Origin of the sequence: Chitinimonas sp. BJYL2 (assembly GCF_027257935.1) — a bacterium.
In the GTDB taxonomy this organism is placed as follows: Bacteria; Pseudomonadota; Gammaproteobacteria; order Burkholderiales; family Chitinimonadaceae; genus Chitinimonas.
In genome coordinates, this window is sequence record NZ_JANZKW010000001.1 from 226,760 (window position 1) to 248,191 (window position 21,432).

The window sequence follows — 21,432 nt, forward strand, 5'->3', positions numbered from 1 at the left end:
ATATACGACGCCGCATTAGAAAGGGCTGATTTATCCGCACGCCTGTGCCAGCATGCCGCTGGGCCGGATCGGGCCCATAAAAAGTCGGGCTGCACCACACGTGCAGGCTCACCAGTACAAGCGGGAGACACCATGCACCGGCAGTACTTTCACATCGCCAGCCTGTTAGCCGCTATTGCGGCACCGGGGGTCGCCCATGCGCAGGACGCCCTGATCCGCAGCGACCAGCTGATAGCACATACTCGCATCCTCAGCAGCGCCGAATTCGAGGGCCGCGGCGTTGCCTCGGCAGGCGAGCAGAAGACCGTGGCGTACCTGACCGAACAGTACAAGGCCATGGGCCTTGCACCGGGCAATCCCGATGGCAGTTATGTGCAGAAGGTGCCGATGGTCGGCATCCAGACCCAGCCCAGCCTGCGCTTCAGCGGCTGTGCCAAGGACATCAAGCTCGATGCCCCCATCGACTACGTGGCCTTCACCACGCAGGAAAAGCCCCGCATCCGCACGCAGGAATCCGATCTGGTATTCGTCGGCTATGGCGTTGTGGCACCCGAATACGGCTGGGACGATTACAAGAACGTGGATGTACGCGGCAAGACCATCGTCATGCTGATCAATGATCCGCAATTGCCCGATCCGCACGATCCGGCACGGCTGGACGACAGCAAGTTCAAGGGCCGGGCAATGACCTACTACGGCCGCTGGATGTACAAGTACGAGATGGCAGCACGCAAGGGTGCCGCTGCCGCCATCATCATCCACGAGACGATTCCGGCCGCTTACCCCTGGCTGGTCGTGCTCAACAGCAACTCGCGCGAGAACTTCACCATCGCCGCCAAGGACGGCCATGCCAGCGATGTGCCGGTGCGCTCATGGCTGCGCGGCGACCACGCCGAAAAGCTGCTCAAGGCTTGCGGCCAGGATTTTGACCAGCTCAAACAGGCCGCGCTGAGCCCTGGGTTCAAGCCGGTCAAACTCAAGGCCAAGGCCAGCTTCACGCTCAACAACACGCTGCGGCGCATGGACTCGCACAATGTAGTCGCCCGCCTTGAGGGCAGCGACCCGGCCCGCCGCGATGAACTCATTGTCTACACCAGCCACTGGGATCATCTGGGCAAGCGTGGCAACGACATCTATTACGGTGCCACCGACAATGCCACGGGTTCGGCCGCCTTGCTGGAGCTGGGTCGCGCATTCAGCGACGCCGCCAAAGCCGGCCACCGCCCCGCGCGTAGCCTGCTGTTCCTGGCCACCACGGCCGAAGAATCCGGCCTGCTTGGCGCGGCCTATTACGCCGCCAACCCGCTGTATCCGCTCGCCCGTACCGTGGCCAATATCAATATCGACGGCATCAACACCTGGGGCCGCACGCGCGACATGGTGATTGTGGGGGCGGGCCAGTCCAGTCTCGAAAACATTGCCCGCGATGCCGTTGCCCAACAGGGGCGCGTGGTCGCGCCCGAGGCCAAGCCCGAAAACGGCGGCTACTTCCGCTCCGACCATTTCGAGTTCGCCAAGGCCGGCATACCGGCGCTGTATATGTGGAGTGGCGTGGATTACATCGGCAAGCCGACCGGTTACGGCATCGGCAAGATGAGCGAGTACATCAGTAACGATTACCACAAGCCCAGCGATGTGATGAAGCCGGATTGGGATCTTAGCGGTGGCGTGGAAGACACCGAGCTGCTGTACCGGATCGGCCGCCGGCTCGCCGATGGGGTCGAGCAACCAGCCTTCAATGCCGATTCGGAGTTCAGGGCCAAACAGCATGCCTTGCAGGGCAAAGCCGGGCAGCGCTACGGCAATACAGGATACGGCGCCAACTGAGCCCGCAATGACAACGGGCGCCTCGGCGCCCGCTGGCCTTATTGCACCCTGTGTTCACCCTGCGTAGGGGCGTCATCGCCGCCGGGTCGTATCAGGCCTGATCAGCGTCTTCGCGGTATTCGTCGAAGTTGTCGATGTAATCGGCCAGGCTGTCCTTGAGCGCATTCTGGAACTGTGCCGTGTACAAGGCCAGCAATTCACCGCGCTTGGCACGCAAGGCATCGACACTGTCAAAGCCCTGTGCAGCCGTCCATACCGTGTAACGCGTCAGGGCAAACAGGAAAGCCGCCTGCACTTCGTCGGCACCCGCGGTATCGAGCTGGACATTGGCCAGCTGGACGTACGCATCGGCCCGATCAAAAAACGCGTCCTCGTTGTCGCTCATGCTCATCTCCATTGCGCTGCCAGCTTACAGGCCAGCGTCATGCGCCTGCTGATCGGCGTGATAGGACGAACGCACCAATGCGCCCACGGCGGCATGTTTGAAGCCCATTTCGTAAGCGGCAGCTTCGAAGACCTTGAACTGCTCCGGCGTCACATAACGCAGCACCGGCAGGTGGCTGTTCGATGGAGCCAGATACTGGCCGATGGTGATCATGTCGATATCGTGCGCACGCATGTCGCGCATGACTTCAAACACTTCCTCATCGGTTTCACCGAGGCCCACCATGATGCCGCTCTTGGTCGCGACATTCGGGTTGCGTGCCTTGAAGTCCTTCAAAAGCTTGAGCGAGTGCAGATAATCCGAACCGGGACGGGCCTGTTTGTAGAGGCGCGGGGCGGTTTCTAGGTTGTGGTTCATCACATCGGGCGGGGTGGCCGTCATGATGTCGATGGCCACATCGAGGCGACCACGGAAGTCGGGCACCAGCACCTCGATCTGAGTATTGGGCGACAGTGCGCGAGTCTGGGCAATGCAATCGGCAAAATGCTGGGCACCGCCATCGCGCAGGTCGTCGCGGTCTACCGAGGTGATCACCACATACTTGAGGCGCAGCGCGGCAATCGTTTCAGCCAGATGCTTGGGTTCATTGGCATCGAGCGGGTTCGGGCGGCCGTGGCCCACGTCGCAGAACGGGCAGCGGCGCGTGCAGATGTCGCCCATGATCATGAAGGTGGCCGTGCCCTTGCCGAAGCATTCGCCAATGTTCGGGCAGCTGGCCTCCTCGCACACCGTGTGCAGCTTCTGCTCCCGCAGGATGTTCTTGATCTCGTAGAAGCGGTCACCGGCCGGTGCCTTCACGCGGATCCAGTCAGGCTTCTTGAGCGGCTCGGCCAGCGGCACGATCTTGATCGGGATGCGGGCGGTCTTGGCCTCGCCCTTGAGCTTGACGCCTTGTTCGGCTTTCTCGGGCGGGGTGGTGACAACGGGCGAGGACATGCTTGGGGACTTTCGTTCACGCCGGCTCAAGCGGCCGGCTGGGAGTTCAAGGCGTAATCTGATACCGCGGCGGTACCGTCCTGCGCCAGCAAGGCCTTGATTTTACCGGCCAAACGCGGTCCGAGCGAGGCCGGCGTCTCGTTCAGGCCAAAATCGCTGAGCTGGGTCACGGCCAGACCCGCATAACCGCAGGGGTTGATATAGCCGAAAGGCGTGAGGTCCATCGCTACATTGAGCGCCAGCCCGTGATAACTCTTACCGTTGCGGATGCGCAGCCCCAGTGAGGCAATCTTGGCTTCTACGCCGTCGCGCTGTACATACACGCCGGGTGCATCCACCTTGCCGTAAGCGGCGATGTTGAAGTCTGCCAGCAGCTCGATGATGGCCTGCTCGATCCGGCGGACAAACTCGCGCACACCCAGCTTGCGCCGGCTCAGATCCACCAGCAGGTAGACCACCAGCTGGCCGGGGCCGTGATAGGTAACCTGACCACCACGGTCGATGGGCACGATGGGGATATTGCTGAGCTGCAGCACATGCTCAGGCTTGCCAGCCTGGCCCTGGGTGAACACGGGCGGGTGTTCGAGCAGCCACAGCTCATCGGGCGTGCCGGTACCACGTTCATCGGTGAACGTCTGCATGGCGCGCCAGGTCGGTTCGTACTCGACCAGGCCAAGTTGTTTGACGACAGGTTCCACGCTTACAGCACGTACTTGACCATGGGGTGGCCCGTCACCGCGCGGTAGATTGCATCGAGCTGTTCCTGCGAGATGGCCGTGACCGTCACGGTCAGCGACACATACCTGCCACCGGAGCTGACGCGCAGCTCGATATCTTCGGCCGTCAGGTCATCGGCATGGATGCGTACCAGCTCGAAAATGGTTTGCGAGAAATCGTCGTGGCGTTCGCCCATCACCTTGATGGGAAAACGCGTGGGGAATTCGATGATGGCTTCTTTGGGTTCGCTCATGGCGACCTCCTTGTAGCTGGGCCAGGGTCAACGCCCCATCGGGCGCAGGGTAAGGTCTGGCAAAGGTAAGATTCCGGGCGATGGGCTGTCGCGCCACAGTTTATTCGTCGCGTCGCCCTAGGCATCCTTGAGCCGACAGATGAACTGTCGACGGGCCCTGGCGGTGCTGATCTACGCCAGCGGGAACGGCTACGTGATGCAGTGGACTCCGGATGGCATCCCGACCTAGATGGTGTCATTGCCGTGTTTTCAAACCCCTGCGACCGTTCAGCGGCGCAAATCGAGCGCCATATGGTACTCATCGTAGTGCGCCTCACCCACACGCAGCGAATCGCGCTCGGTGCCCCACACCACAAAGCCGGCACGCGCATAGAGCGCCACGGCGGCCACATTGCCGGTTTGCACACTGAGCTGCAGCCAGTCCGCGCCCAGTTCGGTGCGCGCGCTGCGCTTGATGGCATCGACCAATTGGCTCGCCACACCCTGGCCGCGGCTTGCCGGCTTTACATACATGGCGAACAGATTGCAGCGGTGCCGCGCCTTGTGCGACATCTCACGCCGCGCGGTTGCTGTCGCGATGAGTTCGCCGTCGCGCTCGGCAACCCATACGCGGTTCAGCGGGTCGGTCAATCGTGCGGCCACCACGTCAGGCGAGAAGCCAGCCTCTTCGGCCACGCTGCTGCCATAGGCCTCGGGATGGGCGGCCAGCGCCTCAAGCCGCATGGCCTGCCATGGCTGTGCGTCGGCCGCCGTGGCCAGACGGATCAGCATGCGCCACCCGCACGCATCACGGTGTCCTTGTAATCCTGATACAGCGCGTCCATGCGCTGCGCCAGCGGGCCGACCTTGCCATCACCCACCGGCTGGCCGTCAAGTTCGACCAGCGCCAGCACTTCCTTGGTGGAACTGGTCATCCACAGCTCGTCGGCGGCGCGGACTTCGGCTTCGGTAATCGTGCGTACCTGTAGCGGCAAACCATGTTGCTGCGCCAGTTCGATGATCAGGTCGTAGGTAATGCCGGGCAGGATCAGATGATTCTTGGGCGGCACGGCAATCACGCCATCCTTGACCACAAACACATTGCTGGCCGCGCCCTCGGTGAGGAAACCATCACGGAACATCACGCATTCGGCACAGCCGGCACGCTTGGCGGCCTCGCGAAGCAGCACGGTGGGCAGCAGGTTCAATGATTTGAGATCACAGCGTAGCCAGCGGAAATCGGCATGACTGATGGCGCGCACGCCCTGTGCCTTGATCTCGGGCGAGGGGGATTTGAGTTCGGCTGCAAAGATCAGCACGGTGGGCGGCACGTCGACCGGAAACGGAAAGTCGCGCTCGTTTGCGCTGCCGCGCGTCACGTGGAAATACACCGACTGATCATCAAACGGCTGGCGAGCAATCACGCCCAGTATCCGTTCACGCCACTCATCCCGGGTATGTGGATTGGGCAGCTGAATGGCGGAGAGATTGGTCTCCAGCCGGCCCAGGTGCTCATCGAGCCGGAATGGGTGGCGCGAGTAGACCGGCACCACTTCGTAAATGCCGTCGCCGAACAGGCAACCGCGATCGAAGGCAGAGATTCTTGCCTCAGCAGCCGGCAGGTAGTCACCGTTCAGATACAGCATCGCGAACCACTCCCTTCAAGCCAGTGTTTTGCGGAAAGCCAGCTGGCGCTTCACTTCGGCATAGCCCAGTCCACGATAGAACGCATGGGCTTCTTCACGTTGGGCGGCCGAGCGCAGGCTGACAATCGCGATGCCCTGCGCCTGAGTCCAGCGCTCCACCGCCGCCATCAAGGCAGCGCCTATACCCTGGCGCCGGCAGCGCTGATCCACGACCAGGCCACCGATCTCTACCGAGAGCGGCGATTCGATCAGTGGCCGCACAAAACCATGCACCCAGCCCACCACCTCGCCAGCCGGATTTTCCGCTACCAGCAGGCAATGATCAGCATTGCCCAGCATGCGCTGCAGGTTGTGCCGCACCGTGGTCAGCTCAATGGCATAGCCCAGCTGGGCCGAGAGTTCGACCAGCGCGTTGGTATCCGGCAGCGCAATCGGACGGATCTGCACGATCAGTTGAACCAGAGCTTGATGCTGTCGATGGTGCGGCCAAAGAAGCCGGCCTCGGCGACCGGGGCCAGCGCCTTCAGCGGCAGCTCGCCCAAGGCCTGACCATCGAGGCTCAGCTTGACCGAGCCAACCACCTGGCCTGCCTTGACCGGTGCGATCAGACGCGGCTGCAGCACAATCTGTCGTTGCACGCGGGCAGCGGCACCCTTGGGCACCGTGGTGTACTGGTCGGCATCGAAACCCACGGCGAGCTTGTCGCTCTGGCCCTTGAACACGCGCATCTGGCTGACCGCCTGACGGGCTGCGTACAGCTTGGGCGTATCAAAGAACTGCAGGCCGTAGCCCAGCAGGCTGGCGCTTTCGTTGGCGCGGGTCACATCGCCCTCGGTACCCAGCACCACGCTGAGTACGCGGCGATCGCCATCGCGCTTGCTGGCAACCAGGCAGTAACCGGCGCTTTCGGTGTGACCGGTCTTCATGCCATCCACGCCGGGATCACGGTAAAGCAGCAGGTTGCGGTTAGGCTGGCTGATGTTGTTATAGCGGTACGACTTCATCGAGTAGATGGGGTAGTACTGCGGAAAATCGCGCAGGATGGCCGTCGCCAGAATGCCCAGATCCCGCGCCGTGGTGTAGTGGTTAGGATCAGGCAAGCCGGTCGAGTTCATGAAGCGCGTGCCCTTCATGCCCAAGCGTGCCGCTTCCTGGTTCATCAGGGCAGCAAAGGTCTCCTCGCTGCCGGCAATCGCCTCGGCCAGCGTCACACAAGCATCGTTACCGCTTTGTACGATCATGCCGCGGATCAGCTCATCCACCGTGGCGGGCTTCTTCGGATCCAGAAACATCCGCGAACCTTCGGTCTTCCAGCCCTTTTGCGACACGGTCAGTTGCTGCGTGGCCTGAATGCGGTTTTCCTTGAGCGCCTTGAAGGTAATGTAGGCCGTCATCAGCTTGGTCAGCGAGGCGGGCTCGATGCGCTTGTCGGCATCCTTGGTAGCCAGTGTGGCGCCGCTCTTGATATCAAGCAGTAGATAAGCGCGCGCGCTCAGTTCCGGTGCGGGCGGGACAGGCAGGGCAGCGTGACTCGCCAGCGAAGTGGCGATCAGCAGGGCAAGCAGGGATTTCTTCATGGCGGGAGACAGGTATTCCGGTTGGATCGGCGCAGATCGGCACGCCGCGCTGCAAAACACGCCGCATTGCGCGGCAAAGGCGCCAATTATATGCGAAACAGCCACCTGCTCAGGTGGCCGTTTAGGCAAGACAAGACCGATACTGCGGCCAAGCCAAGGCCTTGGGCTAGCCGGATACCAAGCGATCTTGCAAACCCTGCTGCCAGGGCGCGCGCAAGGCCGCAACCCCCTGTGCACCGGCCGCTTCGGCCTGTGGCAGATCCTTGATGGACAAACCGCCAATGCCGTAAACCGGCAAAGGCCAGCCCTGGCTTACCAGATCGGTAAAACCAGGCCAGCCTATGCCCGAGCGGCCCGGATGACTGGGCGTAGGGTGCAGGGTGCCCAGCACCGCATAGTCGAGCCCCAGTTCAGCCGCCTTGGCCAGCTCGGCGGCGTTGTGCACCGAGGCGCCCACCCAGCCCTCAGGCCGGCTTGCCGTCTGCAGCAAGGTGCGGGCACTGAGATGCACCCCGTCCGCCCCCAGCTGTGCCGCCAGTTCAGCTTGATCATGCAGCAGCACCCGAGCCCCGAAGGGTCCGGCCATATCGATCACCTGCCGGGCCAAAGTCGCGTAATCCACGGCGGATAGCTGCGGCTCACGCAGCACCACCCAGCGCAATCCCCCCTGCAAGCAGACAAAAAGGCGCGCCAGCCAAGTGGGGATACCCAGCTCAGCCACGTTGGAGAAGGCCAGCAAGGGCGGCAATTCCAGCCCCCGCAAGATGGGGGTGTTGGCAGGCAACACCGGCCCCACCGTGAGCGCGCCCGGCCACTGCCAGGCGAACGACTGCGCCTCGCGGGAATGCAGCTCACCTTCCCAGGCGGTTACCTTGAAGAAATTGAGCCGCACGGTGGCATGGGGGTAGGTAAAGGTCTGCACCAGCCAAGGATGCGCGGCCGTCACAGAAATGCCCATCTCTTCGTGCAACTCTCGGTCCAGCGCCTGCCGCGGCGTCTCACCCGACTCGATCTTGCCGCCGGGAAACTCCCACCAGCCTGCGTACGCCTTACCTTCGGGCCGCGACCCCAGCAGGAACTGGCCGTCAGGCCGGACCAGCACGCCAGCCGCGACATGGGTGATCTTGGTCTCGCTCATGCGCGCCCCGCCTTGTCACGCGCAAACTGCCAGGCCACACGGCCCGAGCGCGAGCCACGGCCCAGCGCCCAGTTGAGTGCTTCGCGTTCGATGGTCTCATCCCAGGCCGGCGCACCAAGCTCAGTCAGCCAGTGGCGTACGGCAGCCAGATACTCATCCTGGCTGAACGGGTAAAAACTCAGCCACAAACCAAAGCGCTCGGAAAGGCTGATCTTTTCCTCGACCGCATCGGCCGGATGGATTTCGCCATCCACATGACGGGTCTTCAGGTTCTCGTCGAAGTACTCAGGCAGCAGATGACGGCGGTTGGAGGTGGCATAGATCAGCACATTGGCGCTGGTCGCAGCCACACCGCCATCAAGCACCGATTTGAGCGCCTTGTAGCCACCCTCGCCTTCTTCAAAACTCAGGTCGTCGCAGAACACGATGAAGCGTTCGGGTCGCTGGCTCAGCTGCGCCACGATATCAGGCAGGTCAGTCAGATCGTCCTTATCCACCTCCACCAAGCGCAAACCCTGAGCGGCGTACTCGGTCAGTACAGCCTTGACCAGGGACGACTTGCCCGTGCCGCGTGCGCCCGTCAACAGCACGTTGTTGGCGGACTTGCCCTCGACAAACTGGCGCGTGTTGCGAGCGATTTCGACCTTCTGCGGTTCGACATTGTGCAGATCTGCCAGGCGGATGCGATGCGGCGCAGCCACGGCTTCGAGCCAGCCCATGCTGGTACCCAGCACCACCTTCTTGCGCCAGCGGAAGGCGAATGCAGTCCAGTCGGGTTCTGCCACCAGTGGCGGAAGCAGGGCATCCAGGCGGTTCAACAGATCAGCAAGTTGGGGGCTGAGGGTCATGGTGGCTCAGAGAATCTCGAAATCCAGACTGATTCTGCATCTGACGGGAATGGCTTTGCCATCGCGCTCGGCCGGTTTGAAGCGCCAGCCACGTGAGGCAATCAGTGCGTGATTCTCGAACCAGGGGGATTGCTTGGAAACGGCCTCTGCATCAACCACTTGCCCTTGTTCATTGACCGTGAAGGTCAACCTCGCAGACCCGTGTTCATTGGCAAGCCCACGGCCAACGGGATAGAGCGGTTTCGTACCGCGAACCAATTCAGGCGGACGATCCAGCTGATTGGGTATGCAACCAGTGAATACCCTCGGCGCCATGGAAATAGCCGGCGTGATCGGGCGACCGAAGGGATCAAGATCGATCGGGCCCAAGGCGCAGGACGTTAGCGTCAACGCCACGGTAGAGACAATCACTACTCGCATGGACATACCTGGAAGGCGACTAGCTGCGGTAATCGGCATTGATCTTCACATAGTCGTAGCTGAAATCGCAGGTCCACACGGTCGCGCTGACCGGGCCGCGGTTCAGCACCACGCGGATCAGGATTTCGGCCTTGTTCATCACGCGCTGGCCGTCTTCCTCTCGGTAGGCCGGGTTACGACCTCCCTTGGTCGCGACCAGTACCTCGTCGAGGTAGAGGTCGAGCTTGTCCACATCCAGATCATCGATGCCGGCATAGCCGATGGCGGCGAGAATGCGGCCCAGATTGGGGTCAGAAGCAAAGAAGGCGGTCTTCACCAGCGGCGAGCGGCCAATCGCATAGCCGATGGCCTTGCACTCGGTTTCATCCTTGCCGCCTTCAACCTGCACGGTCATGAACTTGGTCGCGCCTTCACCATCGCGAACAATGGCTTGTGCCAAGGTCTGCGCAACTTCCGTCACGGCATCGCGAAGTGCGGCGAATTCGGCGCTGGCCGCGTCGCTGATAGCCGGGCCGGTCTGGCCGCTGGCGATCACGATGAAGCTGTCGTTGGTGGAGGTGTCGCCATCAATCGTGATGCAGTTGAAGCTGCGGTCGGCAGCGTGCTTGACCAGCGCCTGCACCAGCGGCTGGGTGAGCTTGGCGTCGGTGGCGATGTAGCCGAGCATGGTGGCCATGTTCGGGTGGATCATGCCGGCGCCCTTGGCGATACCGGTGATGGTGATGGTGGCGCCGCCGATGCTGACCTGCTTGCTGGCCGCCTTGGGCAGCACATCGGTTGTCATGATGGCCGCTGCGGCGTCGGACCAGTTGGCCGGGGCCAAGTTGGCGACGGCGGCGGGGACGGCGTTAATGATTTTCTCGTATGGCAGCGGCTCAAGGATCACGCCGGTCGAGAACGGCAGGATTGCTTCGCGGCGCAGGTTCAGCGCGCCGGCGACAGCATCGCACACCTTGATCGCGCGCTCGCGGCCATCAAGGCCGGTGCCGGCATTAGCATTGCCGGTGTTCACCACCAGTGCACGTGGCGTGGCAACCGCCAGATGCTCGCGGCACAGCTGCACCGGGGCGGCGCAAAAGCGGTTCTTGGTGAACACGCCGGCTACAGCAGCGCCTTCGTCCAGCTTGATGACCAGTACGTCCTTTCGGCCGGCCGTCTTGACCCCCGCCGAGGCAATGCCCAGCGTCACGCCGGGGACGGGATGGAGCGAGGCAGGATCGGGCACGACGAGGTTGACGGGCATGGCGGGGTTCCGGTTGTTGCAGTGCAAGAAAGGCGCAATTCTAGCCCGGAATCGACATGGCAGCAGGGGGATTACCGGCGCATTGCGCCATGGTGCCTCGCGAACGCGAGACACGGCATTCAGGCGCTATGGCCCTGATTGCGGCCGGCGCGTTTGGCCTCCAGCAGCGCGGCATCGGCACGATTGAGGGTATCGGCATAGGCCTCTCCCGGTCGATGCGCCGCCAGTCCGGAACTCACGGTAATGGAGATGGCTTCTTCACCCACACGGATCTTCAGGGCGGCGATGGCCATGCGCACACGCTCGATGATGCTGACAGCAATCTCCATAGTGGTTTCCGGCAGGAGGATCAGAAACTCCTCGCCGCCCCAGCGGCCGCACAGATCGTAATCGCGCATCTCATCCTGCATGCATCGTCCCGCTTCGATCAGCACGGCATCGCCGGCATCATGCCCGTAGCGGTCGTTTACCAGCTTGAAGTGATCAAAGTCGAGCAAGGCAATGCAGAAGCTGCGCTGGTGGCGTTCGTCACGCTCTACCTCGGCGCGCAGCCGCTCCATCAGCAGCCGGCGGTTAGGCAGACCGGTGAGGGCATCATGGGTGGAAGCTTCTTTGAGCGCAGCATTGAGGTCCTGCATCATCTGCTGGTAGCGATCGGAGATGCGCGCCACCTTCTGCAACTGGCGCAGCTGCTTGTCCACACGCTCTGCCATGCTTTGCTCGCGCTCGCGGGCCATGCTCTGATACACGTCCGAGACACGGGTGATACGGTCGAGCCGGTTGAGCAACTCGTGGTGCTGGTGCCAGAGCTGGCTGAGCGGAAAACGCAGGGGGTTATCCTGGTAATCAGGGTCCGCCAGCAGGCGCTTGACCTGCTCTTCCAGTATCCACTTGTCGGTGCTCATACAGGTTCGCTGGCCACAATCGCAAAGGGGAAGCTGCAGTCTTCCTTGAACTCGCCGGCCAGCTCGGCCACCCGCTCGTTGCGGGCGTCGTAGTGCCAGTTCACGGCCACGGCACGGCCCTTGTGATGGACTTCTTCGAGCAGATCGAAAATATCCATCATGACCTTGATGCTGCTGGTATTCAGGTACATCAGCCGCAATTCCAGGGTCAGCGGACGATCCGTCTCAGCCAGAAAGTGCTCTACCCAGTCGATCACAGGGCCGAAAAGTTCGAAGGAGTTTTCCGGGTAGGAGTCACCGGCAATCGTCAGCAGGCCTGCGGCATGCGCGGTATCGATGGCGGGTGTGGATTGGGTGGCAGGGATATGAATATCGGTGGTCATGGTCTTGTCTTGCATCAGATTACGGCGCGCAGGCTGAAGAAGGCTTTGCCGTCTTCGAGTTCGGTCAGGCTGGCGGCCAGGGGCGCGCTGGCCTTGCGGGCGATGTCGATCAGGCCCAGGCCGGCGCCGGTGGTGGCGTCCGCATCACGGGGCTGGCGCAGCTGCTCCTTGTAGCGGGCCTTGAGTGCGGCCTTGTCAAGGCTGGCGAGGCTGGCCACTTGCTGCAGCAGGATGGCGCCATCAGCGCGCTCAACCAGATTGCCCGCCGACACCACATAGTGCCCGTCATCATCGCGGCCTATCACCACCGTGGCCGCCGATTCCACCTCGGCGTAACCGCGGCTCTGCGCGTAATGGCGAATATTCTGGCTCATTTCAATATACACGCCGAATACATCCATGGCCTCGCTGGGTGTGGCCTGCTCGGCCTGCAGGTAGTTCTTGAGGGCCGTGCCGATTTCTTCAATCAGGCTGCGCGAGATCGGGCCATTGAAACACAGCAGGATGCGCTCGCGGTTGAAGTGGGTGCGCAGGCTGTAGAGGTCGATATTGTTCATGTGGCTCTCAACGGATCATCGTGGATCAATCAAAGCGGAAGCACAGCAGGGTAATGTCATCGCGCTGGTTGGCATCGCCCTGATGCCGGGCCACGGCCGCCGCTAGCGCGGCACCCTGTTCGGCCAGCGGCAGGGCAGCATGCTCGCGCACCAGCGCAACCAGCCGGCTGGTGCCAAAGCCAAAGCCATGCTCGCCACCAGCCTGATCGAGCAGGCCGTCCGTGGTCAGATAATAGGTGCGATTGGCCTGCAGCGGCACGGTGACATCCTGATAATCGCCACGACGCTTGTCGCCGATGGCGCGGCGGTCGCCTTTGATCTCTTCGACAGTTTCGCCATCGCTCCACAGCAAGGCGATCTTGGCGCCAGCAAAGCGCAGGGTCTTTTTTGCCCGATCCACATAGACCAAGCCGGCATCCATGCTGGTGGCAATGCTGCGCGGCAGGTGGCTCTCGGACAACATCTGACGCATGGCGGCATCGGTGTGATGCAGGATGGCAGCCGGCGAGGTGGTGCCGACTTCGGCAATCGCATGGTCGATGGCCGCGCGCGCCAGCATGGTCATCAAGGCCCCCGGCACGCCATGGCCTGCACAGTCGATCACGCCAAGCAGGCAGTTGTCGCCGTCTTCCCGGAATACATAGAAGTCGCCCCCCACCACATCGCGCGGACGCCAGAGCACGAAGTGATGTTCGCCCAGCGATTGCGTGAGCTGCCGGTCAGGCAGGATGGCGCGCTGGATCAGGCTGGCGTAATCGATGGAATCGTTGATCTTCTTGTGCGCGGCGGCCATCTCGCGGTTCGCAGCTTCCAGCGCCGCCGTGCGTTCCTGTACCCGCGCCTCGAGCTGTTCGGTATGGCTGCGCACCTGATCGGCCATGCCGGCAAAGGCACGGCTCAGCTCGCCGATCTCATCATCACGCTGGCTGGCGCCCCCCACCTGATAATCGCCCTCCGCCATGGCCTGGGCGGAGGCGCGCAAGCGTTTGAGCGGGCCGAGGATCAGTCTCTCCACGGCGTAGATGAAGCCGGCCAGCAATAGAAACAGCACCAGCACCACGCCGGCCAGCACGGGTTTGATCCAGGCATCTTCGAACAAGCGCGCGGCGTGCAGATCGACAGCACTGACCACATACCAGCGCAGTTCAGGAATATGGCTGACCGCAATCACCTGTGATTTGCCATCAAGGCGGGCATGCGCCAAGCCCACGGCATCGCGACTGGCTTCCGCCACCTTCATGGCCTTGAGAAGGGCAGCGCGGGTCGATGCGTCAGGCAGCATCGTGAGCAGGTTGCCGCCCGTATGCGTGGCCGATTGCGTGCCGGAATTGAGTGCGATCAGGCGCTCATCGGGATGCGCCTGGATCGCGCCCTTGGCATCGATGATGATGGGCGTCACACCCACCGCGTGGTTGCGGATGAACTCACCCAGAAAGGTCGATAGATCGAATCCAGTACCGGCGAGACCGATCTTGCGCTCGCCGTCGTAGACCATCACGTTGATCCAGGCCTTGGTGACCTTCAGCGAGGCATCGTAATTGACGTTGATGTTGTAGCGCTGGGTGTTCTTGAGCGTGCTGAAGTACCAGCCGTCCTCCGCCTTGGCGGCATCCAGACGGTAGCGCGGCGCCTGGCTCAGTGGCGTGAAGGCATCGTTGAAATAATACTGGTGCGACTGGTTGCTGATGATGAAGTAGGACCGATCGCGGAAATCCCGCCGGTAGCCCTCGGCCTCACGGAACATCAACTCGCGCTTGGCCGGGTTGGTTTCATCAAGCAGCCACTGGCGGGTGATTTCCGAATCCGCAAAACGTAGCGACAAGGCCAGCTCGCGCGATAACGGTGCAAATACCCGCTCACGGCTCAACAAGGCGGTATCACGGGCGTACGCCACCCCGAAATGGTTGCGAATGTTATCCACCACACGCCAACCGATGAGCAGGGCCGGTAACAGGGCCAGGATGCAGGCAATCGCGAGGGCAATCAGGGCCTTGCCACGCAGGCCGAGTCGGGACAGCAGCATCGGTACTCCGGAGAGAGGATTCAGGTGCCGGAACCGGCACAGCCACTATCTTGCCATCGAATCCGGCCTTGCATCATCTGCCTTGCATGACAAATCCACGTGCCAGCACCGGTATCATGCGCAGCAAGTCACCAGGAGCCCGTCATGTTCACCCCCGACACCTACGCCGCCCGCCGCGCCGCGCTTGCCCAACAGGCCGGCAGCGGCCTGATCCTGCTGCTCGGCAACGCCGACAGCCCGATGAACTACACCGACAACATCTACCCCTTCCGTCAGGATTCGAGTTTCCTCTACACCTTTGGCCTGGACATGCCGGGCCTGGCCGGGGTGATCGATATCGATGCCGATACCGCCACCTTGTATGGCGACGATGTCAGCCTCGACGGCATTGTCTGGATCGGCCCGCAAGCCACGCTGGCCGAGCTGGCGCGCAGCGTGGGCGTGATTGAAGCCAAGCCGCTGGCCAAGCTGGCCGACCGCATTGCCAAGGCGCGTGACGCCGGCCGCGCCGTGCATTACCTGCCGCCCTACCGTGCCGAGCTCCGCCTGTGGCTGGCCGAGCTGCTATCGCTGTACGTGAATGCGGTGGATGCCGGCGTATCCGAAAAGCTGACGCAGGCAATGATTGCGCTGCGCTCGATCAAATCGGATGCCGAAATCGCTCAGATGGAAAATGCGTTGGACGTCGCCCAGCGCATGCACTTGCTGGCCATGCGCTCGGCGCGCAATGGCGTGAAGGAACAGGAAATCGTCGGCCTGATGACGGGCCTGGCCGCGAGCCAGGGCCGGGCGCTGGCCTATCCGATCATTTTCAGCCGCGACGGGCATATCCTGCATAACCACGGCCATGGCTACACCCTCAAGACCGGGGATCTGGTTGTCAACGATGCCGGTGCGGAAAGCCCCCTGCACTACGCCAGCGACATCACCCGCACCACACCTGTGGGTGGCCGCTTCAGCGAACGCCAGCGTGTGGTCTACCAAGCAGTCCTGGATGCGCAGCTGGCCGCGATCGACGCCATGAAACCCGGTATCAGCTACCGCGAAATCCACGATCACGCCGCGCGCGTGTTGGTGGCCGGCGTCGAGCCGCTGGCACTGTTCAAGGCCAGCGCCGAGGAAGTCGTTCACAGCGGTGCCTATGCCCTGCTGTTCCCGCACGGCCTTGGCCACCATATCGGGCTGGATGTGCACGATATGGAAGCCCTGGGCGAAGACCGCGTCGGTTATGGCGAAGGCGTGAGCCGCAGCAACGAGTTCGGCCGCCGCTCACTGCGCTTGGGCAAGCCGCTGCACGCGGGCAATGTGGTGACGGTGGAGCCGGGCGCGTACTTCATCCCCGCACTGATCGAACGCTGGGAGGCCGAAGGCCGCCACGCCAGCCTGATCAACTATGCCTCGTTCAATGCCTGCAAGGATTTTGGCGGCATCCGCATCGAGGATGATGTGCTGGTCACCGCCGGTGGTGCACGGGTGCTCGGCAAGCCGATTCCGAAGACAGTGGCGGATGTCGAGGCGCTCGCCAGCGCTTAATCCGTGGTTAACGGCAGGGTCAGATCGCAGGACACACCGCTGCGCGTGGCCTGCAGACGATACCGCCCGCCGGCCTCCGCCACCCAGCGGGCCAGATGGGCCAGCCCCTGGCCCGGCTTGCGGGTATCGGCGTCAAACCCGCAACCATCATCCGCAAACTGTAAATGCAGCTGCGCGTCGCTCACGTCGATCTGGAGTCGCCACTGGCGTGCGTTTGCATGGCGGGCGCTATTGGTCAGCAACTCCTTGACCACCTGCTGCAGACGCTCTGCGCGGTAGTCGTCCAGCAGCGTTTGCTCAGGCACTGTCGCTACGTCGATCTGCAAGTCCACGCCGGCCGCTGTGGCGCTGGTCCGGGCCTGCTGCGTCAGCTCGGCTAGCACGGCAGTCAGCGGCAACAGGGTGCGCGGCTGGTCGGTCTCACGCTCGGCGTCTGCAGCAACCGGTAGTGTGTCCATCGCTCGCGCCAGCGCACGCAGCCATTGATCTACCTGTTTCGCATGGGTCGGGCTCAACAAGACATTGCCCTGCCAAGGCTGCTCGATGCGGGCAGCGGGTAGATTGAGCAAGGGCGGCAGGATCAGGGTTGCGCCGGCATCGACCACCGTAGTGCGCAAAGGCATACGGCCCGGCTCGGATACCTGCCTTGCCGCAAAGGCGCGTTGCAAAGCCGCCTGCCAGCCAGCTGTGCGTACCGCCCGATCCGGCTCGCGGATCAGCTCGGCCAGTTTGCCCAGCATGGCTTGCTGATCCAATCTATGACGCTGATGCAGGGTGGCACGCAGGCGGCGGAAACCGAAGATGGCTAGACCACCCGCCAACAATGCCGGGACCATCGCCATGGCGGTGCCGATGGCCGGATGCAGGCCGGCATACACCGTAGCAGCTACGCCCAGTGCGATGACCGCGCCCAGCAGGTGCCAGCACCACACATCGAACCGATACAGTAGATGCCGCTGCACGCCGACGGCCAGCGCGGCAAACACCAGCACCACGCCCGCCTGCAACAGCACCGCTTCACTGGCGGCATCGTCAGCGAACAGCATCAACACCATGCCGCCCAGACACACGGCCAGCAACACGGCGCGCAAGCTCGCCCGTGCCCAAGGGTTGGTCCGGCTGCGCGACAGCTGCAACAGCAGCAAGGCGATCGCGGCCAGCATCAGACCCTGCAAACCCGCGTGCAACCTGGCACTCGACAAGGCGCCCGTTCCCGTGGCAATCAGACTGGCCATGCCCAGCACCGGTACGGCCCAGAAAACACGGTGCGCCAGCAAGCGGGTCGGGTACAGCAGCAACAGGCTGAGCAGCGCAAAACCGAATACCAGGGCGGCACCGTTGTGCAACAGACCCATACGCAGCAGATAGGCTGCCGGCATCGCGAGCTCGCGGCTGCTGCCCAGTGCGGCCGTGTACGCCAGCACCGGATAGCTGAGACCCGCCAAGGCCAGCGCCACCGCGGCCGGCGAACGCGGATGCGCGGCCCAAGCCCAGGCGGCTAGCAGCGCCACCGCCGCGCCACTCCAAATATAGGCCCAGTAGTGCGAGGGCATGGTGTTGGCCGCGCGCTCGACCGGGCGGATCAGATAGGTGGCCGGCACCCCATCGTGCGCCACCAGCAGGGTCAGCTCAGGCTGCTTGAGCCATTGCGACACCATCTCCTGCCGCGCCAGCCAGCCCGCTTCCAGCGAGGCGGTCTTTCCCGGTACGGCGGCGAGGTCGCCGACATTGAGCGCCAACCGCTGCTCGCGATCAACCGAACCCACAGCCAGCAGTTGCGCGGGTGTCTTGATGGCCGCTGTCGGGCCGCTAGTAGAAACAATCACGACCTTGCCGCTGGCTGCATCGGCCTGCAGCACCATGCCCAGCAAGGGAGTGGACTGCGCCAGCGCCAGCAGCCACATGGCCGCCAGCGTCAGCACGATGGCCAAGCCCATCAGGAGCGGCAGGGAGGCAATCGGGCGGGATAAGTTCACGGTAAGCATTCCAGAGCGGACAAGATAGGCCGCGATTATCGTACGGACAGCCAGGCACGGCGATAGTGCTGCAGTGGATGCCGGCGACCACCCTTCATCCGCTCATGCTTGAGCATCACCCCGCGGTCGGCGTATGCTCGCGTTCGGTCGGCAGTTCACCCAGGCGTCGCCGGTTCACCTGAACCACGCTAAATCTGCCCGGCAATCCCTCTCGCCGTGTCTTTGCACACGGCCACACAGCTTGGCTAGAAACCTTAGTGCCAAGCCATAACGGCGACCAATGGCATACCCGCAACCGGGTAGGCACGATGACAAGGAATCGAACCATGTCTCGTCCCGTTTTTCCGTTTTACGCACCCGATATCTCCGCCCTCGCCCGCTCGCTCTCCAAGCAATGGGCCGAGCAGACCGAGCCGCCCAGCCATGTGCAAATGCTCAATATGCTGGCGCGCGCCATCGGGCAGCAGAACTTCCAGCAGTTCCGTACCGCCGCCCCCGTCGAACCGGCAGCACCGGTCTTGCCGCCCGTGGCACCCGACTATGCCGAACAGCGCGCCGCCGCAGCCACCGCCAGCAACGCCGACACACGCCGCCTGCTGCGTCATTTTGACGAAGCCGGCCGCCTGCTGCGCTGGCCCGGCAAGTTCTCGGAACAGCTACCGTGCATCTGGACCATCTGGGCGCGGCTACCGGCCCGGCGTGATCTGAGCGAAAAGGCCATCAACGAATACATCAAACGCTGCGAAACTTTTGGCGACCATGTGCTTTTGCGCCGCGAGCTGGTGAACTACAAACTGGTCGAACGCACGCCCGATGGCAGCACCTACCGGCGCATCGAGCAGCCACCGCCGAGCGAGCTGACGCCGCTATTGCAAGCCGTACTGGGGAGGCAGGCATGATGCTGATCAGCCCCATGGCGCTGAGCCGCCACGCCGCCCTGCGCGATGCCGGCGGCTACGCTGATGGCCGCAGCCTGCAACTGGATGCCCTGCAGCACAGCGATCTGCCTGCCTTGCAGGCACTGGTCACGCAGGCGCTCGCCCCGGCCGAGCCGCCCGATCTGGCGAGCGATCTCTACAGCGGTCCGCGCGGTGCAGGTCGTCAGGTCGTGGTGGCGCGCAGCGGCGGCCAGATACTCGGTTGTGCGGCCTGGGTGACCTTCGGCATTGCAGAAGATGGCCGGCTTTATGGCTCGCCGGTCGTAGCCACCGATCGCCACACGGCCCACGCACTATTGGCCTACCTGCTCGACACGGCATCCACACTGGGTGCCAGCCACCTGCGTGTCAGCACCTGGGCGGGTGAATCGGCCAAGGTCGCGGCCTTGCAGGCGGCGGGGTTTACGCAGCTATTCGAGTGGGTCAACTTTGCGCGTGACACCGGCGATTGGGTCGCGCCGGACTGGTCAGACACAGGTCTGCACCGGCTTGATCTGGCACAGGCCGATTGGGCGCAACTCACGGCACTCCATAACGCCGCATTCTCGGGCGTACCCAACGCGCCGCCCCTGGACGAGGCCACCGTGCAGGACGATTGGCAATCCGCCGACCAGCAAGCCAGCGCCGTACTGGTGGATGGTGCGGGCCACTATGTGGCCTATGTGCTGGTCACCGAGGAAGGCGATGTGGATGGCGTGGGCGTGGACGCCAGCCTGCGCGGCCGTGGCCTGGCGCGACGCCTGTATGCCCATGCCGCGCAAGCCTTGCGTGCCCGCGGCCTGCATCAGCTCACCGCGCTGGTCTCCAGTGCCAATGCCGAATCCATGGCCTTGCATCAGCGTCTGGGGTTTCATGAATCCACACCCCGTGGCGCGGTCTACGAGCGCGCCACTCACGCAGCCTGAGTGTTCGTGGCCTCCAGCCAGCCGGAGCTTCGTAGGAGTGGGCGTGCCCGCTCCTACGAATCCATTCCGTTCCATGCCTGGGCCGAATGCAATGAAACCCCAAGCTACGCAGCACCGATGTGAATCAGCCTTTAGGCATACCTGCGAGCAGCAGTTTGCGTACCGGCGTGGGTATGCCCGCCTTGAGCGCCTCAGCACGGCCGAACCAGCGGGCACTGCCTTCTGCGACGCCGGCCGCTCCCGTGAGCACGACCGGCAGCGGTGTGATCGTCAGGCGGAAATGCGTGAACACATGCACCAGCGGTGGCAAGGCGGTTTCAGGCACCACCTCCAGACCGAAGCGTTCGCGGCACAACGTAGGTGCTGTGGCGACAGCATCCGTCTCCGGCAAGCTCCACAAGCCGCCCCAGATCCCCGTGGGCGGGCGCTGTTCGAGCAATATCCTGCCCTGATCCAGCACCAGCAGCATCACGGTGGCACGTTCGGGTATGGTCTTTTTGGGTTTGCGGGTCGGTAGCTCGGCCTGACGGCCTTCGATATGCGCTCGGCAATCGTCCCGCAGGGGGCAACGCGGGCATTGCGGCTTGCTGCGGGTGCAGACCGTCGCACCCAGATCCATGATGCCCTGGGTGAAGGCCGGCATGTCGTCTGCACTGGCAGGCAGTAAATCCTCGGCCAGTTGCCACAGCCGGTTCTCGATCTTCTTTTCGCCGGGAAAGCCCTCAATACCGGCCCAGCGTGTCAGCACGCGTTTGACGTTGCCATCCAGGATCGGCGTGCGCTCGCCAAAGCAAAAGCCCGCAATCGCCGCTGCGGTAGAACGGCCGATGCCCGGCAGGGTTTCCATTTGCACGGCGCTTGGCGGGACCACGCCGGCAAAGTCGCGCATCACGGCCTGAGCCGCCTTGTGCAGATTGCGCGCCCGCGTGTAGTAACCGAGCCCCGCCCAGTGCGCGAGCACCACGTCCAGCGGCGCGGCGGCCAGATCGGCCACCGTGGGGAAGGATTCGGTGAAGCGCTGGAAGTACGGGATGACCGTGGCCACCTGCGTCTGCTGCAGCATGATTTCCGACAGCCACACCTGGTAAGGATCGCGCACCTGCCAGGGTAGATCGTGGCGGCCATGGGCGCGCTGCCAGCGCACCAGTCGTGTGGCAAAGTCGGTCGGCATATGAGTCATGAT

The 21,432-nt window shown here is 63.2% G+C and carries 22 protein-coding genes; 4 read left to right on the forward strand and 18 right to left on the reverse strand.

Annotated elements, in window-relative coordinates; all coding sequences use genetic code 11:
* Positions 1-132: 132 nt before the first annotated feature.
* Complete coding sequence (locus tag O9X62_RS01085; protein ID WP_269530926.1) at positions 133-1,827, forward strand: M28 family peptidase; 1,695 nt, start codon at positions 133-135, stop codon at positions 1,825-1,827.
* A 91-nt stretch (positions 1,828-1,918) separates the two neighbouring features.
* On the opposite strand, the gene O9X62_RS01090 is transcribed toward O9X62_RS01085, so the two are convergent.
* From O9X62_RS01090 to siaA, 16 genes are all read right to left on the reverse strand, one after another.
* Entirely contained in the window at positions 1,919-2,212 is a 294-nt protein-coding gene (locus tag O9X62_RS01090) for a DUF3144 domain-containing protein (RefSeq protein ID WP_269530927.1), read from the reverse strand.
* A 24-nt stretch (positions 2,213-2,236) separates the two neighbouring features.
* Positions 2,237-3,208, reverse strand: a complete 972-nt coding sequence (lipA, locus tag O9X62_RS01095; RefSeq protein WP_269530928.1) for a lipoyl synthase — start codon at positions 3,206-3,208, stop codon at positions 2,237-2,239.
* A gap of 26 nt (positions 3,209-3,234) precedes the next feature.
* Positions 3,235-3,906 (reverse strand): lipoyl(octanoyl) transferase LipB, encoded by a 672-nt coding sequence (gene lipB, locus O9X62_RS01100; protein WP_269530929.1) that lies wholly within the window; start codon positions 3,904-3,906, stop codon positions 3,235-3,237.
* Between the two features lie 2 nt (positions 3,907-3,908).
* Positions 3,909-4,178: a YbeD family protein gene (locus O9X62_RS01105; RefSeq protein WP_269530930.1), complete on the reverse strand. Its 270-nt coding sequence runs from the start codon at positions 4,176-4,178 to the stop codon at positions 3,909-3,911.
* Positions 4,179-4,445: 267 nt separating this feature from the next.
* Entirely contained in the window at positions 4,446-4,949 is a 504-nt protein-coding gene (locus O9X62_RS01110; protein ID WP_269530931.1) for a GNAT family N-acetyltransferase, read from the reverse strand.
* Entirely contained in the window at positions 4,943-5,803 is an 861-nt protein-coding gene (locus O9X62_RS01115) for a D-amino acid aminotransferase (protein WP_269530932.1), read from the reverse strand. Before O9X62_RS01115 ends, O9X62_RS01110 begins: the two co-directional genes overlap by 7 nt.
* 15 nt (positions 5,804-5,818) lie before the next feature.
* Positions 5,819-6,250 carry a GNAT family N-acetyltransferase gene (locus O9X62_RS01120; protein WP_269530933.1) on the reverse strand — a complete coding sequence of 144 codons (432 nt, stop codon included), beginning with the start codon at positions 6,248-6,250 and terminating at the stop codon, positions 5,819-5,821.
* A 2-nt stretch (positions 6,251-6,252) separates the two neighbouring features.
* Positions 6,253-7,380, reverse strand: a complete 1,128-nt coding sequence (locus O9X62_RS01125) for a D-alanyl-D-alanine carboxypeptidase family protein (RefSeq protein WP_269530934.1) — start codon at positions 7,378-7,380, stop codon at positions 6,253-6,255.
* Between the two features lie 166 nt (positions 7,381-7,546).
* Positions 7,547-8,518, reverse strand: a complete 972-nt coding sequence (locus tag O9X62_RS01130; protein ID WP_269530935.1) for a Nudix family hydrolase — start codon at positions 8,516-8,518, stop codon at positions 7,547-7,549.
* Positions 8,515-9,366: an ATP-binding protein gene (locus O9X62_RS01135; protein ID WP_269530936.1), complete on the reverse strand. Its 852-nt coding sequence runs from the start codon at positions 9,364-9,366 to the stop codon at positions 8,515-8,517. The genes O9X62_RS01130 and O9X62_RS01135 overlap by 4 nt, the downstream gene beginning before the upstream one ends.
* A 6-nt stretch (positions 9,367-9,372) precedes the next feature.
* A complete protein-coding gene (locus tag O9X62_RS01140; RefSeq protein ID WP_269530937.1) occupies positions 9,373-9,786 on the reverse strand; it encodes a TonB family protein in 414 nt (137 codons plus the stop codon).
* A gap of 19 nt (positions 9,787-9,805) precedes the next feature.
* Positions 9,806-11,029, reverse strand: coding sequence for a bifunctional glutamate N-acetyltransferase/amino-acid acetyltransferase ArgJ (gene argJ, locus O9X62_RS01145; RefSeq protein WP_269530938.1), 1,224 nt, complete (start codon positions 11,027-11,029; stop codon positions 9,806-9,808).
* A gap of 119 nt (positions 11,030-11,148) precedes the next feature.
* Positions 11,149-11,934: a biofilm regulation diguanylate cyclase SiaD gene (siaD, locus tag O9X62_RS01150; protein WP_269530939.1), complete on the reverse strand. Its 786-nt coding sequence runs from the start codon at positions 11,932-11,934 to the stop codon at positions 11,149-11,151.
* Positions 11,931-12,317 carry a biofilm regulation phosphoprotein SiaC gene (gene siaC / locus O9X62_RS01155; protein WP_269530940.1) on the reverse strand — a complete coding sequence of 129 codons (387 nt, stop codon included), beginning with the start codon at positions 12,315-12,317 and terminating at the stop codon, positions 11,931-11,933. The genes siaD and siaC overlap by 4 nt, the downstream gene beginning before the upstream one ends.
* A gap of 14 nt (positions 12,318-12,331) precedes the next feature.
* A complete protein-coding gene (gene siaB, locus O9X62_RS01160) occupies positions 12,332-12,874 on the reverse strand; it encodes a biofilm regulation protein kinase SiaB (RefSeq protein WP_269530941.1) in 543 nt (180 codons plus the stop codon).
* Between the two features lie 25 nt (positions 12,875-12,899).
* Positions 12,900-14,897, reverse strand: coding sequence for a biofilm regulation protein phosphatase SiaA (siaA, locus tag O9X62_RS01165; protein WP_269530942.1), 1,998 nt, complete (start codon positions 14,895-14,897; stop codon positions 12,900-12,902).
* 144 nt (positions 14,898-15,041) lie between these two features.
* Between siaA and O9X62_RS01170 the strand changes: the two genes are divergently transcribed.
* Complete coding sequence (locus tag O9X62_RS01170; protein ID WP_269530943.1) at positions 15,042-16,430, forward strand: aminopeptidase P family protein; 1,389 nt, start codon at positions 15,042-15,044, stop codon at positions 16,428-16,430.
* On the opposite strand, the gene O9X62_RS01175 is transcribed toward O9X62_RS01170, so the two are convergent.
* Positions 16,427-18,406: an ATP-binding protein gene (locus O9X62_RS01175; RefSeq protein WP_269530944.1), complete on the reverse strand. Its 1,980-nt coding sequence runs from the start codon at positions 18,404-18,406 to the stop codon at positions 16,427-16,429. The genes O9X62_RS01170 and O9X62_RS01175 overlap by 4 nt on opposite strands.
* Positions 18,407-18,732: 326 nt before the next feature.
* Here O9X62_RS01175 and O9X62_RS01180 point away from each other — a divergent pair, with 326 nt between their 5' ends.
* Together O9X62_RS01180 and O9X62_RS01185 are read left to right on the forward strand one after the other, a co-directional pair.
* Positions 18,733-19,305 carry a DUF2087 domain-containing protein gene (locus tag O9X62_RS01180; RefSeq protein WP_269530945.1) on the forward strand — a complete coding sequence of 191 codons (573 nt, stop codon included), beginning with the start codon at positions 18,733-18,735 and terminating at the stop codon, positions 19,303-19,305.
* Positions 19,302-20,249 carry a GNAT family N-acetyltransferase gene (locus tag O9X62_RS01185; protein ID WP_269530946.1) on the forward strand — a complete coding sequence of 316 codons (948 nt, stop codon included), beginning with the start codon at positions 19,302-19,304 and terminating at the stop codon, positions 20,247-20,249. The genes O9X62_RS01180 and O9X62_RS01185 overlap by 4 nt, the downstream gene beginning before the upstream one ends.
* Before the next feature lie 124 nt (positions 20,250-20,373).
* Here the strand turns inward: O9X62_RS01185 and mutY are convergent, their stop codons facing one another.
* Positions 20,374-21,420 (reverse strand): A/G-specific adenine glycosylase, encoded by a 1,047-nt coding sequence (gene mutY / locus O9X62_RS01190; protein ID WP_374708383.1) that lies wholly within the window; start codon positions 21,418-21,420, stop codon positions 20,374-20,376.
* Between the last annotated feature and the right edge of the window lie 12 nt (positions 21,421-21,432).